The organism is Pseudomonas chlororaphis subsp. aurantiaca, from assembly GCF_013466605.1.
Lineage (GTDB): Bacteria > Pseudomonadota > Gammaproteobacteria > Pseudomonadales > Pseudomonadaceae > Aquipseudomonas > Aquipseudomonas chlororaphis_I.
On the sequence record NZ_CP059162.1, the window covers coordinates 6,058,615 to 6,071,079 of the forward strand.

At 63.4% G+C, this 12,465-nt stretch carries 11 protein-coding genes; 6 read left to right on the plus strand and 5 right to left on the minus strand.

All coding sequences use genetic code 11. The features are described 5' to 3' along the window. Window positions 1-148 precede the first annotated feature (148 nt). Window positions 149-358, plus strand: coding sequence for a DUF2788 domain-containing protein (locus tag H0I86_RS27710; protein WP_007927060.1), 210 nt, complete (start codon window positions 149-151; stop codon window positions 356-358). Here H0I86_RS27710 and H0I86_RS27715 read toward each other — a convergent pair. From H0I86_RS27715 to H0I86_RS27730, 4 genes are all read right to left on the minus strand, one after another. Next, entirely contained in the window at window positions 353-994 is a 642-nt protein-coding gene (locus H0I86_RS27715; RefSeq protein WP_009045773.1) for a pseudouridine synthase, read from the minus strand. The two genes, H0I86_RS27710 and H0I86_RS27715, sit on opposite strands and share 6 nt — an antisense overlap. Before the next feature lie 70 nt (window positions 995-1,064). Next, on the minus strand, window positions 1,065-2,537 hold the full coding sequence (amn, locus tag H0I86_RS27720) for an AMP nucleosidase (protein ID WP_161705368.1): 1,473 nt from the start codon (window positions 2,535-2,537) through the stop codon (window positions 1,065-1,067). A gap of 141 nt (window positions 2,538-2,678) precedes the next feature. Continuing rightward, complete coding sequence (locus H0I86_RS27725) at window positions 2,679-4,328, minus strand: acyl-CoA dehydrogenase family protein (RefSeq protein ID WP_180922915.1); 1,650 nt, start codon at window positions 4,326-4,328, stop codon at window positions 2,679-2,681. Window positions 4,329-4,402: 74 nt separating this feature from the next. Further along, the gene (locus H0I86_RS27730) at window positions 4,403-6,784 is read right to left on the minus strand and encodes a hybrid sensor histidine kinase/response regulator (protein ID WP_180922916.1); all 2,382 of its coding nucleotides are present in this window, start codon (window positions 6,782-6,784) and stop codon (window positions 4,403-4,405) included. A gap of 291 nt (window positions 6,785-7,075) precedes the next feature. On the opposite strand from H0I86_RS27730, the gene H0I86_RS27735 reads away from it, so the two are divergent. The 4 genes from H0I86_RS27735 (at window position 7,076) to H0I86_RS27750 (ending at window position 10,586) form a co-directional block, all read left to right on the plus strand. Continuing rightward, a complete protein-coding gene (locus H0I86_RS27735) occupies window positions 7,076-7,873 on the plus strand; it encodes a hydroxymethylpyrimidine/phosphomethylpyrimidine kinase (protein WP_045881137.1) in 798 nt (265 codons plus the stop codon). Window positions 7,874-7,890: 17 nt separating this feature from the next. After that, window positions 7,891-8,508 (plus strand): thiamine phosphate synthase, encoded by a 618-nt coding sequence (gene thiE / locus H0I86_RS27740; protein WP_124322458.1) that lies wholly within the window; start codon window positions 7,891-7,893, stop codon window positions 8,506-8,508. A 24-nt stretch (window positions 8,509-8,532) separates the two neighbouring features. After that, a complete protein-coding gene (hemL, locus tag H0I86_RS27745; protein ID WP_180922917.1) occupies window positions 8,533-9,816 on the plus strand; it encodes a glutamate-1-semialdehyde 2,1-aminomutase in 1,284 nt (427 codons plus the stop codon). A gap of 215 nt (window positions 9,817-10,031) precedes the next feature. Next, a complete protein-coding gene (locus tag H0I86_RS27750; protein WP_007927077.1) occupies window positions 10,032-10,586 on the plus strand; it encodes a tetratricopeptide repeat protein in 555 nt (184 codons plus the stop codon). A 47-nt stretch (window positions 10,587-10,633) separates the two neighbouring features. Here the strand turns inward: H0I86_RS27750 and H0I86_RS27755 are convergent, their stop codons facing one another. Continuing rightward, complete coding sequence (locus H0I86_RS27755) at window positions 10,634-10,960, minus strand: DUF1820 family protein (RefSeq protein ID WP_007927079.1); 327 nt, start codon at window positions 10,958-10,960, stop codon at window positions 10,634-10,636. A gap of 134 nt (window positions 10,961-11,094) precedes the next feature. On the opposite strand from H0I86_RS27755, the gene miaB reads away from it, so the two are divergent. Further along, window positions 11,095-12,423 carry a tRNA (N6-isopentenyl adenosine(37)-C2)-methylthiotransferase MiaB gene (gene miaB / locus H0I86_RS27760; RefSeq protein WP_180922918.1) on the plus strand — a complete coding sequence of 443 codons (1,329 nt, stop codon included), beginning with the start codon at window positions 11,095-11,097 and terminating at the stop codon, window positions 12,421-12,423. Window positions 12,424-12,465 lie beyond the last annotated feature (42 nt).

Genomic DNA, 12,465 nt, shown 5'->3' on the forward strand with positions numbered 1-12,465 from the left:
GCCGAACGTTTTATCGCGAGCAAGCTTCGCTCCTACAGAAGATCCCGATGGTGTGACGACGAAGCGCACCTGGATCAATGCCCGGCCGCGGCCCCTTGGCGTATACTCGCCCCCGCCTTTTTAGCCTTGCCCGTGCTGGAGATGTTCGATGGATCCTGCAGTATTCGAAGAGTGGATGATGACCGGTCTGGTGACCATCCTGATCATTTTCATGGCCTTCATCGTCTGGGATCTGGCGAAGAAGTCCAAGGCCGGACGCTTCGGCTCGTTCATCCTGTTCTTCGTCCTGGGCCTGGGCGTGGCCGCGTTCATCATCAAGAGCGTGGTGATCGGCCTGATCGAATCCGGCGCCTTATAAACGCGCCGGAACCTCCTTCCACTGGCCCTGATCGAGCCCCTCGATCGTCCAGTCGCCGATCCTGACCCGCACCAGGCGCAATGTCGGCAAACCCACGGCAGCCGTCATGCGCCGCACCTGGCGATTGCGCCCTTCACGAATGATCAACTCCAGCCAGCTGGTGGGCACGCTCTTGCGAAAGCGCACCGGCGGGTTACGCGGCCACAGCTGCGGCTCCTCCAGCTGCCGGGCTTCGGCCGGCAGGGTCATGCCGTCATTCAACTCCACACCATCGCGCAGACGCTGCAATTGCTCGGCCGTGGGCTCGCCTTCCACCTGCACCCAATAGGTCTTGGCCAGCTTGTGCCTGGGATCGGCGATGCGCGCCTGCAGCTGGCCGTCGTTGGTCAGCAGCAGCAAGCCTTCGCTGTCGCGGTCCAGGCGGCCGGCCGGGTAGATGCCGGGTATCGCGATGAAGTCCTTGAGGGTCGCCCGCCCTTCGCCGTCGCTGAACTGGGTCAGCACATCGAAGGGTTTGTTGAACAGGATCAGCTTCGGCTCGGCCGGTGGCGCTTTGGCAACACGGCGCGGCGCGGAGGAAGACGAAGGACTCTTCACGCCAGGGCGGCGGGAAGCAGGACGCGGAGGACGAGACATGGCGAAAAGAACATCTAACGGTCAGGGCCGACCATGCTAGTGGCCCGACCGTTAAATGACCATCCCGCGATCAGCGGAATGGCGGCTCGTCGAAGCTGCGCAGCTTGCGCGAGTGCAACGAATTGAGCTCGGTACGCAGCAGGTCCACCGCGGCGATACCGATCTTCAAGTGCTGGCTGACCGCGCGCTCATAAAAGGCGTTGGCCGAACCCGGCAGCTTGATTTCGCTGTGCAGCGGCTTGTCCGAGACACACAGCAAAGTGCCGTATGGCACCCGCAGACGATACCCCTGGGCGGCGATGGTGCCGCTTTCCATGTCCACCGCCACGGCGCGGGACAGGTTGATCAGCGGACGCTCCTGGGCCCAGCGCAGCTCCCAGTTACGGTCGTCGTAGGTCAGCACGGTGCCGGTGCGCAGGCGTTTTTTCAGGTCGTCGCCCTTCTCGCCGGTGACGTTGGCGGCGGCCTGCTGCAACGCCAGCTGCACTTCGGCCAGGGCCGGAATCGGAATGTTCGGCGGCACCACGCGATCGAGAATGCCGTCGCGGCGCATATAAGCGTGGGCCAACACATAGTCGCCGATGGTCTGCGACTGCCGCAGGCCACCGCAGTGGCCGATCATCAACCAGCAGTGCGGACGCAATACCGCCAGGTGGTCGGTGATGTTCTTGGCATTGGACGGGCCGACGCCGATGTTCACCAGGGTCACGCCGTGGCCGTCGCTGGCCAGCAGGTGATAAGCCGGCATCTGGTACCGATGCCAGACCACCCCGGCGGCGATCGACGAGGCTTCGCCGTGGTCCATGCCCTTCTCGATGATCACATTGCCCGGCAGGACCATGCGCACGAACCGCGGATCGCTGCGCAGCTGTTCAAGACCGTGGGTGATGAACTGGTCGACATAACGGTGGTAGTTGGTCAGCAGGATCCATGGCTGCACATGGCGCCAGTCGCTGCCGGTGTAGTGCACCAGGCGGCGCAGGGAGAAATCCACCCGCGCGGCATCGAACAGCGCCAGGGGCAACGGATGGGTGTTTTCCCAATCGTACAGCCCGTCGGCGATGCCATCGGTGGCGGCGGACAGGTCGGTGCTGGGGAACACCCGCGCCAGCACCGCGGCGGTGACGCCGGAACCAGCCAGTTCATCGCCCTGCTCGACCACGTACGGATACGGGATGTTCTGCTCGCTGACGCCCACTTCCACGGTCACGGTGAAGTCGTGCATCAGTGGCACCAACTGCTCCAGCAGGTACTTACGGAAGGCGGAGGGATGGGTGACCGTGACGCTGTAGGTGCCCGGCAACTGGACCTTGGCGTAGGCGCGGGTGGTCTGCGGGACTTCGCCCTGGCAGTGATAGGTCAGGCGCAATTCCGGGTAACGAAACAGGGCGCGCTGTTCGGCGTCGGGTTCGACGCGGTCCTTGAGGTAACGCTTGAGCGCCTGGCTCAGCGACGTGGTGGCCCGCTCATGCAAAGCGGCAAGCCGGTCCACGGCTTGCTCGGCGGTTTGAACGACAATAAAAGCTTCGGTCACGGTAAGCATCCTGTGTTCTGATCTTGCAGGCCTTCATCTTGCCTGCAACGCCGTCTCACGGGAACAGTGGAATCGCCCGGGCCGTCAGGTTCTTGCTCGCGATCCTCGGCGCGAACAAGAACCGGGCGCGCCCTCTCGCCTACAGATCGATCAGAAGCCTGTCGGGGTCGAGCGCGCGACTATCGCCTCGACATCCAGGCCCCGCGGCAAGGTACCGTAGACCCTTCCCGCCGAACCCAGGCGACTGGCGATAAAGGCATCGCTGACCAGCGCGTTGCCGGATTCCAGCAACAGCTTGGCCTGCAGGCCCAGGGCGATGTCCTCGGTCAGTTGGCGGGCGCGGTACTGAATGTCGTCGGTATCCTGGAAGGCGCCTTTCAGGTTGGCGATATGCGCGGCCAGGCGTCTGTCGCCATGGCCGTCGCCCAGTTCGGCGAACAGCGCGTCGAGTACGCCCGGCTCCTTGGACAAGGCGCGCAGCACGTCCAGGCACTGCACGTTGCCGGAGCCTTCCCAGGTCGAGTTGACCGGTGCTTCGCGGTACAGCCGCGGCAGGATGCTCTCCTCGACATAACCGGCGCCGCCCATGCACTCGGCGGCCTCGTTGATCATCGCCGGGGCCCGCTTGCAGATCCAGTATTTGCCCACCGCCGTCACCAGTCGCGAGAACATTGCTTCTTGCGGGTCATCCAGGTTGTCCAGCGCGCGGCCCATGCGCAGGCTCAAGGCCAGCGCCGCCTCGCTTTCCAGCGCCAGGTCGGCCAATACGTTCTGCATCAAGGGTTGCTCGCTGAGCACCCGCCCGCCCACCAACCGATGGGCACAGTGATGGCTGGCCTGGGTCAGCGCCTGGCGCATCAGCGAGCTGGAGCCGACCATGCAATCGAAACGAGTCATGGCCACCATCTCGATGATGGTCGGCACACCGCGTCCCTCTTCCCCGACCATCCACGCCAGGGCCCCGCGGAACTCCACTTCGCTGGAGGCATTGGAGCAGTTGCCGAGCTTGTTTTTCAGGCGTTGGATATAGAACTGGTTGCGGCTGTCGTCCGGACGGTGCCGAGGCAGCAGGAAGCAGGTCAGGCCTTTTTCGGTCTGGGCCAGGGTCAGGAAGGCGTCGCACATCGGCGCCGAGCAGAACCACTTATGGCCCACCAGCTCATAGGCCTGCCCCGGCCCCGTAGCGCCCACCGGATACGCCTTGGTGGTGTTGGCGCGCACATCGGTACCGCCCTGTTTCTCGGTCATCGCCATGCCGATGGTGACGCCGGCCTTGTGGGCCATGCCGACATTGCGCGGGTCATATTCGGTGGCGAGGACTTTCGGCAGCCATTGCTCGGCGAGATCCGGCTGCAGTTTCAGCGCCGGCACACAGGCGAAGGTCATGGTCAGCGGGCAACCGCTACCGGCCTCGGCCTGGCTGTGCAGATAGGTCATGGCGGCGCGGGCGACATGCGCCCCGGCCTGCGGATGAGCCCAGGGCAAGGACGTCAGGCCATGCTCGATGGCGGTACGCATGAGGTCGTGATACGCCGGGTGAAACTCCACCAGGTCGAGGCGATGACCGTAACGGTCATGGCTGGTGAACACCGGTTTGTTCTGGTTGGCCAGGAACCCCGCTTCCATCAGCGGCCCACCGGCCAGGGCACCGTAGGCGTCGATCCGCGATTCGGCCCAGCCGGCACCAAAACGCCGTGCCCATTCCTGCAATGGCAGATCGATTCGATAGAGGTTGGTACCGTCCAGGGAAGGTGGCTGGTTGATGACTTCGTGGGTCTCGGCGAACTGGTGCAGGTTCATGTCGGGCTCCTTGAGGGGTGTGCCAGAACCTCAGTTAAGCACCCCCTCCTCGACGAACAAAGTGGCATACCCGCCTAAATGCCGGCGCTTTCGCCTTGTTCCGGAGCCAGTACGCGACGCGCCAGAACGCCTTGCAACTCCTCGAATTTCACCGGCTTGGAGAGGTAATCGAGCAGGCAGCGCTCAGCCTCCAGGCCATGCGCCGAGGCTGACACCAGCAGCACCGGCAACCCGGCGCAACCCGGCATACCATGCACCTGGTCGTACAGTTTGAGTGCCTCGGCCTGCTCGATCTGGCAATCGAGCAGCACTGCGTCCACCGACTCCCGGCGCAACAACGCCAGCGCCCCGCGAGCATTCTCCGCCGTGCGCACCTGATACCCCAGCTTGAGCAGCATGCCGCGGATCACCAGTTGATTGATGCTGTTGTCGTCCACCAGCAGCACGCTGCAATCCTGTGGCATGCGCCGGGCGGAGCGGACCCGCAGGGCCGGCTGGGAAGCCATCGGCTGCTCGCCGTCCAGATCGAAGGTCACCTCCAGGCGGAAACAGCTGCCACGTCCCGGCTCCGATTCATGGGTCAGATGGCCACCCAGCAGATCCACCAGCTGCCGACAGATCGCCAGCCCCACGCCCAGCCCGCCGTATTCGCGGGTCATCGAACCATCGAGCTGGAAGAAGCGCTGATACAGCGAAGCCTCATCGAGATTGACGAAACCGATGCCGGTGTCGATCACCGCGAAAGTCATCGCCACCCGTCCCGGCGCCGTCGGCTTGCCGGTCACTCTCAGGACCAGGCCGCCCACCCGGGTGAACTTGATGGCATTGTCCAGCAGGCACTCCAGGCACTGGCTCAACTTGCCGCGATCGCCCAACAGCCGGTCAGGCAGCCCGGCGGCCAGGTCGATATCGAAGCCCAGCCCCTTGGCCGAGGCATTGGCGGAAAACTGGCCCTGCAAGGCATCGAGCAGCGAACGCAGGCTGAAGGTCTCGCGCTGGGCGCTGAGCTTGCCGGCCTGCAGCTCGGTCAGGGTCAGAATGCCGTTGACCATGCGCATCATGTCCCGGGCCGAACCGGCGGCGGTCTGCTGGTATTGCTCCAGTTCCGGGTCGAGATCGACGGTCTGCATCAGTTCCAGGGAACCGATCACCCCATTCATCGGCGTGCGCAGTTCATGGGTCAGGGTGGCGAGGAATTCATCCTTGAGCCGGTTGCTGTGGGCCAGTTGCTGGTTGAGCACTTCGAGCTTCTGCCCGGCATCGAACAGGGTCTGGGCCTGCTGTTCGCGCATCGAATTGATGCGGTCGGCCAGGGCCAGCGACAACAGCGCCACCTCGATGGCCGAACCGATCTGGCTGGAGTACATGGTCAGGAACACATTCGGTAGATAGCCCAGCACCATCAGGGTATTGATGATCCCGCCCACCAGGAACGCCGACCAGGCGATGATGAAGTAACGCGCCACGCGCATGCCGCGGCACCAGGCAACGATGCCGGAGACAAAAATCACCACGGTAAAGATCAGCGCCAGGGCCGTGGCCAGGCGTAATGCCAGGGCGTAGCTGGTCATCAGCGACAGGGCCACCACCACGGCGCTGCACAGGATCAGCACCAGCAGCAGGCGATCGACCCGCCGGCTGTGGCGGGCGGTCTGCAGGAAGCTGCGGGCGAACTGGCTGCCGAACAGGGCCGCCGCGCCAATGAAGAATGGCGTCGCCGCGTTGGCCCACCACGGGTTGTCCGGCCAGAAGTACTCCACCGCGGCGCCGTTCACCGACAGCTGGTACAGCCCGAACGAGGCGATGTAGAGGATGTAATAGAGGTAACTGGTGTCGCGCACGCTCAGGTAAATGAACAGGTTATAGACCAGCATCCCCAGCAGCACGCCGTAGATCAGGCCGAGCACATACAGGCGCACCGGTTGTGCTTCCAGGTAGGCCGTGCTGGACCAGAGCGTCACCGGCGCCTGGACCGAGCCCTGGCTCTGCAGGCGCAGGAACAGAGTCTTTTGCTCGTAGGGCGCGAAGCTCAGGTCGAACAGGTAATTGTTCTGGCGGATCTGCCGGCTGTCGAATGGCAAGGCATCGCCGGTGCGCTGGGCCAGGCGGTAGCCACCGGCTTCATTGGGCACATACAGCTCCAGATGATCGAGCGGCGGATAGGCCAGCTCCAGCAGCCAGGTGTGTCGTATGGAGGGGTTGGCGGGACGGTAGCCGAGGTCGATTTTCAGCCAGAATGCCGAGCGGGAGTAACCAGCGTTTAGGGTGGCCTTATCATGGGTCTTGAAACTGCCGGCCATGGCCGGTGCGCTGACATCTGCGATCGTTGCCTGACCACTCGCGTCTTCAAACACCTGCATCACCCGACCCAAGGGCAGGCTCTGGGTGAACTCGTCGAACTCGACCGCGCCAGCCAGCATCGGCAAGCTCAACAGCAACATCAGCAAATAGCGCATAAAGCCCCAGCGTGGCCTGTCCGGTGGTGTCAGGAAGCCCCCCATTTCCCTTTGAGTAGACGTAAAACCGGCATGACCTGTTATTGGTTTGGATCCACTCTAGCATAGCCGTTGATGGCCAATGAAGACCATGAAAATTTTAGTTTAAAGGCTCTAGAACGGGCATTTCAGCGCCATCCATTGATCTAGAGCTGTTGCTTCGGTCAAGTTGCCGGCAAGGCGGAAAAACCGGCCCCGGCCAACACGCGAGGAGCCGTGCAAAAAAGACGTTTGGTGGTAAGCTCGCGCACCATGAATATCTACAGCTCTCGCCCCGTTGTCCTCTGTCTCTCCGGCCACGACCCCAGTGGCGGCGCCGGCCTGCAGGCAGATATCGAAGCCCTGCTCGCCCAGGGCTGCCATGCGGCTCCCGCTGTGACCGCGCTGACCGTGCAGGATACGGTCAACGTCAGCGACTTCCGCGTGCTGGATCGCGAGTGGGTGCTGGCCCAGGCCAACGCCGTGCTCAACGACTCCACGGTCGCCGCGGTCAAACTGGGCATGCTCGGTTCGCTGGAAATGGTCGACACCGTGGTCGAGCTGTTGCAGGCACACCCGCATCTGCCGATGGTCTGCGACCCGGTACTGCGCGCTGGCGGCGGTGGACGCCTGGGCAAGGACGAGGTCGGCTACGCCATGCGTGAACGCCTGCTGCCACTGGCGACCATCGCCACCCCGAATCTTCCGGAAGCACGGATCCTCGCCGAGTTGCCCGAAGGCAGCGCAGACCAGTGCGCGGAAAAGCTCCTGCCGTTCGTCAAGCACCTGCTGATCACCGGCGGTCATGGCGACGAGCATGAAGTGCATAATCGCCTGTACAGCCGCGATGGCAGTCGTCACACCTACACCTGCCAGCGGCTGCCGGGCAGCTATCACGGTTCCGGTTGCACCCTGGCCAGCGCCCTGGCCGGACGCCTGGCCCAGGGCGAAAACCTGGCCAGCGCCGTGAAGTCGGCCCTCGATTACACCTGGCGCACCCTGCGCGACGCCGAGCAACTGGGCCAAGGCCAGTTCGTACCGCGCCGCCTGCCGCTGGACTTCTGCTCGTAAGCCATGAGGCCCGCTCGATGAAACTACGTGGTCTGTATGCCATTACCGACAGCCAACTGTTGGCCGGCAAATTCCTGCAGTACGTGGAGGCGGCGCTCGACGGTGGCGTGACCCTCCTGCAATACCGCGACAAGAGCAGCGACGAGGCCCGCCGCCTGCGCGAAGCCGAAGCCCTGCACAGCCTGTGCGAGCGCTACAAGACCCAACTGATCATCAATGACGATGCCGAACTGGCTGCGCGCATCGGCGTCGGCGTGCACCTGGGCCAGACCGACGGCCCGCTGACCCCGGCCCGCGCCCTGCTCGGTCGACAGGCGATCATCGGCTCGACCTGTCATGCCCAACTGGAACTGGCCGAGCAAGCCGCCAAAGAAGGCGCCAGCTATGTCGCCTTCGGTCGCTTCTTCAATTCCAACACCAAGCCCGGCGCACCGGCGGCCAACCTGGAACTGCTGGACCAGGCCCGCACCCGGTTGCACCTGCCGATCTGCGCGATCGGCGGCGTCACCCTGGAAAATGCCGCGCCGCTGGTCGCCCATGGCGTCGACCTGCTGGCCGTGGTCCATGGCCTGTTCGGCGCCGACAGCGCCCAGGAAGTAACCCGCCGAGCCCGCGCCTTCAACGCCCTCTTCTAACCGCTGATTTCCGAGAGCCCGATCATGTCTCGTTCCGAAACCCTGTTTGCCAATGCCCAGAAACACATCCCCGGTGGCGTGAACTCGCCCGTGCGCGCATTCAAGAGCGTGGGTGGCACGCCGCTGTTCTTCAAACACGCCGAGGGCGCCTACGTCACCGACGAAGACGACAAGCGTTATGTGGACTATGTCGGCTCCTGGGGGCCGATGATCCTCGGCCACAGCCATCCGGACGTGCTGAACGCGGTGCGCAAACAGCTGGAACACGGTCTGTCCTATGGCGCCCCGACCGCCATGGAAACCGAAATGGCCGACCTGGTCTGCTCCATCGTGCCGTCGATGGAAATGGTGCGCATGGTCAGCTCCGGCACCGAAGCGACCATGAGTGCGATCCGCCTGGCCCGTGGCTTCACCGGCCGCGACAGCATCATCAAGTTCGAAGGCTGCTACCACGGCCACTCCGACAGCCTGCTGGTCAAGGCCGGCTCCGGCGCGCTGACCCAGGGCGTGCCTAGCTCGGCCGGCGTACCGGCGGCCTTCGCCAAACACACCCTGACCTTGCCGTTCAACGACATCGACGCAGTCGAGAAGATGCTCGCCGAAGTCGGCCAGGAAGTGGCCTGCATCATCGTCGAGCCAGTGGCCGGCAACATGAACTGCGTGCCACCGGCCCCGGGCTTCCTCGAAGGCCTGCGCAACCTGTGCGACAAGCACGGCGTGGTGTTGATCTTCGACGAAGTGATGACCGGTTTCCGTGTCGCCCTCGGCGGCGCCCAGGCGCACTACGGGGTGACGCCGGACCTGTCCACCTTCGGCAAGATCATCGGCGGCGGCATGCCAGTGGGCTGCTTCGGCGGCAAACGCCAGATCATGGAACACATCGCGCCGCTAGGCCCGGTCTACCAGGCCGGCACCCTGTCGGGCAATCCGCTGGCCATGGCCGCCGGCCTGACCACCCTGCGCCTGATCAGCCGCCCAGGCTTCCATGCCGAACTGAGCGACTACACCAGCCGCCTGCTCGACGGCCTGCAGCAACGCGCTGACGCCGCCGGCATTCCGTTCGTGACCACCCAGGCGGGCGGCATGTTCGGCCTGTACTTCAGCGGCGCCGACGACATCGTCACCTTCGACGACGTGATGGCCAGCGATGCCAACCTGTTCAAACGCTTCTTCCACCTGATGCTCGAAGGCGGTGTCTACCTGGCCCCGAGTGCCTTCGAAGCCGGCTTCACCTCGATCGCCCACGGCGACGCCGAGCTGAAACTGACCCTGGACGCGGCCGAACGCGCTTTCGCCGCCCTGAAGTAACCTTCCCTGCCAAACCGGCGCCACACTTGCTGGCGCCGGTTTTACGCTGCATTCGCGCCCCAACTCCCGAAACAGCCCCGAAAGCGGCGGATATCGCGCCCGCGCAGCAGAAAAACGAGTAAAGACTTTGTAAGGTTGGCCCTGCTTATTTCATAATGCGCGCTTATTGGATCCCTCGATGGGTCCGCGCGCCCTTCAGAGGTAAGTCGATTCCCATGAACCGCACCGGCCGCGCCCTTGCACTGGGCTGCCTGTTGCTCCTTCAGCCCCTGCTCGCGCACGCACAAGCAGGCGGCAACTCGTTGTTGATCCCAGCGATGGGTCGCTGCACCCTCAATACTCAGTCACAAGATCTGTCCGAGGCCCTGGCGGTCTGCCAGAAGGCGGCTGACGAAGGGGATGCGCAAGCGCAATACGAGTTGGGCGAGTTCTACTACGAAGGTAAAAATACCCCGCGCGATCTCAATCAGGCCCTGAGCTACTTTGAAAAGGCCTCGCTGCAAGGCCACGCCCAGGCGCAATTCAAGCTCGGCACCATGTTCTTCCGCGGCGAAGGCGTACCGGCCAACAACGTCCAGGCTTATATCGTGCTGAAGATGGCGGCGGTCAACGGCGCCGAAGAGGCACTGGACACGGCCGACGAAGTGGCCGAGCACATGCAGCGCGATGAGCTGGAAGTCGCCACCCAGGTGCTGGGGCAGATTTTCCGCAAATACCTGATGGAGTTGCAGAGCGCCGACGGGCGTTCGCCCTTCTCACCCCTGCCTTGATGACATCGCGAGCAAGCTTGCTCGCGATAGCACACTCGATACAGCCCTTACTTCTCAGGCATCGGCATCGGAAACGGCATGACGTTGCTCACGCCACGCGCCTCGCTGATCTTCGGCGTGCCCAGGCGCTCGACCTCGTCGATGCGCACGATCGAATGCATCGGCACAAAGCTGCGCACCACGCCTTCGAACTGGGCCTTGAGCTTCTCTTCGCTCGGATCGACGACCACTTGCGTGCGCTCGCCAAAGACGAACTCTTCCACCTCCAGGAAACCCCACAGATCACTTTGATAGATCTGCTTGGCGTACATTTCGAACACCTGTCCCTGGTTGAGGAAAATCACCTTGTAGATTGGAGCTTCACGTTTGGTCATGGTGGGCGGGTAACACATCGGGGATATAAAAGAGGGCGCGAACTATAGCATAGCCACCGGACGCACAGCGGTAGGAACCTAAGGCCATGTTCCCTATAATGCGCGGTTCTTTGAATCACGTGATGACCCCTTCCATGGCCAAGAAGCTTTACATAGAAACCCACGGTTGCCAGATGAACGAGTACGACAGCTCGCGCATGGTCGATCTGCTGGGTGAACACCAGGCCCTGGAAGTCACCGCCCGCGCCGAAGACGCGGACGTCATCCTGCTCAATACCTGCTCGATCCGCGAACGGGCCCAGGACCGGGTGTATTCCCAACTGGGTCGCTGGCGCGAGCTGAAGCTGGCCAACCCGGAAATGGTCATCGCCGTCGGCGGTTGCGTGGCCAGCCAGGAAGGCGCGGCGATCCGTGACCGGGCACCGTACGTCGACGTGGTCTTCGGCCCGCAGACCCTGCACCGCTTGCCGGAAATGATCGATGCCGCCCGCAGCAGCAAGCTGCCGCAGGTCGACGTCTCGTTCCCGGAAATCGAAAAATTCGACCACCTGCCAGAACCGCGCATCGACGGTCCTAGTGCCTATGTCTCGGTGATGGAAGGCTGCAGCAAGTACTGCACCTTCTGCGTGGTGCCCTACACCCGTGGCGAGGAAGTCAGCCGGCCGTTCGACGACGTGATCTCCGAAATCATCCACCTGGCGGAAAACGGCGTGCGCGAAGTCACCCTTCTGGGGCAGAACGTCAACGGCTACCGCGGCCAGACCCACGACGGCCGCCTGGCCGACCTTGCCGAACTGATCCGCGTGGTCGCGGCGGTCGATGGCATCGAGCGCATCCGCTACACCACCTCCCATCCGCTGGAGTTCTCCGACAGCCTGATCCAGGCCCACGCCGAGGTTCCGGAGCTGGTGAAACACCTGCATTTGCCAGTGCAATCAGGTTCCGACCGGATCCTGGCGGCCATGAAGCGCAACCATACGGCGCTGGAATACAAGTCCAAGCTGCGCAAACTGCGCGCCGCCGTGCCAGGCATCTGCATCAGCTCGGACTTCATCGTCGGTTTCCCCGGCGAGACCGAAAAGGACTTCGAACAGACCATGAAGCTGATCGAAGACGTCGGCTTCGACTTCTCCTACTCGTTCGTCTACAGCCAGCGCCCAGGCACCCCGGCGGCCGATCTGGCGGACGACACCCCGGAAGAGTTGAAAAAGGAACGCCTGAACGTGCTGCAACATCGGCTGAATCAGCAAGGATTCGAAATCAGCCGACAGATGGTCGGCTCGATCCAGCGCATCCTGGTCACCGATTACTCGAAGAAAGACCCGGGCGAACTGCAGGGGCGGACCGAGAACAACCGCATCGTCAACTTCCGCTGCGACAACCCAACCCTGATCGGCCAGTTTGCCGACGTGCATATCGACTCGGCCCAGCCTCACTCGCTGCGCGGATCGCTGCTGCAATAACCTCCTGCCGATGCTGGCTGACCAGCGGTAGTGGCCTCGGGC

Bases quoted from the DNA above. Each gene is read 5' to 3' on its own strand.
- H0I86_RS27710 (WP_007927060.1), top strand. From the start codon at position 149: ATGGATCCTGCAGTATTCGAAGAGTGGATGATGACCGGTCTGGTGACC.
- H0I86_RS27715 (WP_009045773.1), bottom strand. From the start codon at position 994: ATGTCTCGTCCTCCGCGTCCTGCTTCCCGCCGCCCTGGCGTGAAGAGT.
- amn (WP_161705368.1), bottom strand. From the start codon at position 2,537: ATGCTTACCGTGACCGAAGCTTTTATTGTCGTTCAAACCGCCGAGCAA.
- H0I86_RS27725 (WP_180922915.1), bottom strand. From the start codon at position 4,328: ATGAACCTGCACCAGTTCGCCGAGACCCACGAAGTCATCAACCAGCCA.
- H0I86_RS27730 (WP_180922916.1), bottom strand. From the start codon at position 6,784: ATGCGCTATTTGCTGATGTTGCTGTTGAGCTTGCCGATGCTGGCTGGC.
- H0I86_RS27735 (WP_045881137.1), top strand. From the start codon at position 7,076: ATGAATATCTACAGCTCTCGCCCCGTTGTCCTCTGTCTCTCCGGCCAC.
- thiE (WP_124322458.1), top strand. From the start codon at position 7,891: ATGAAACTACGTGGTCTGTATGCCATTACCGACAGCCAACTGTTGGCC.
- hemL (WP_180922917.1), top strand. From the start codon at position 8,533: ATGTCTCGTTCCGAAACCCTGTTTGCCAATGCCCAGAAACACATCCCC.
- H0I86_RS27750 (WP_007927077.1), top strand. From the start codon at position 10,032: ATGAACCGCACCGGCCGCGCCCTTGCACTGGGCTGCCTGTTGCTCCTT.
- H0I86_RS27755 (WP_007927079.1), bottom strand. From the start codon at position 10,960: ATGACCAAACGTGAAGCTCCAATCTACAAGGTGATTTTCCTCAACCAG.
- miaB (WP_180922918.1), top strand. From the start codon at position 11,095: ATGGCCAAGAAGCTTTACATAGAAACCCACGGTTGCCAGATGAACGAG.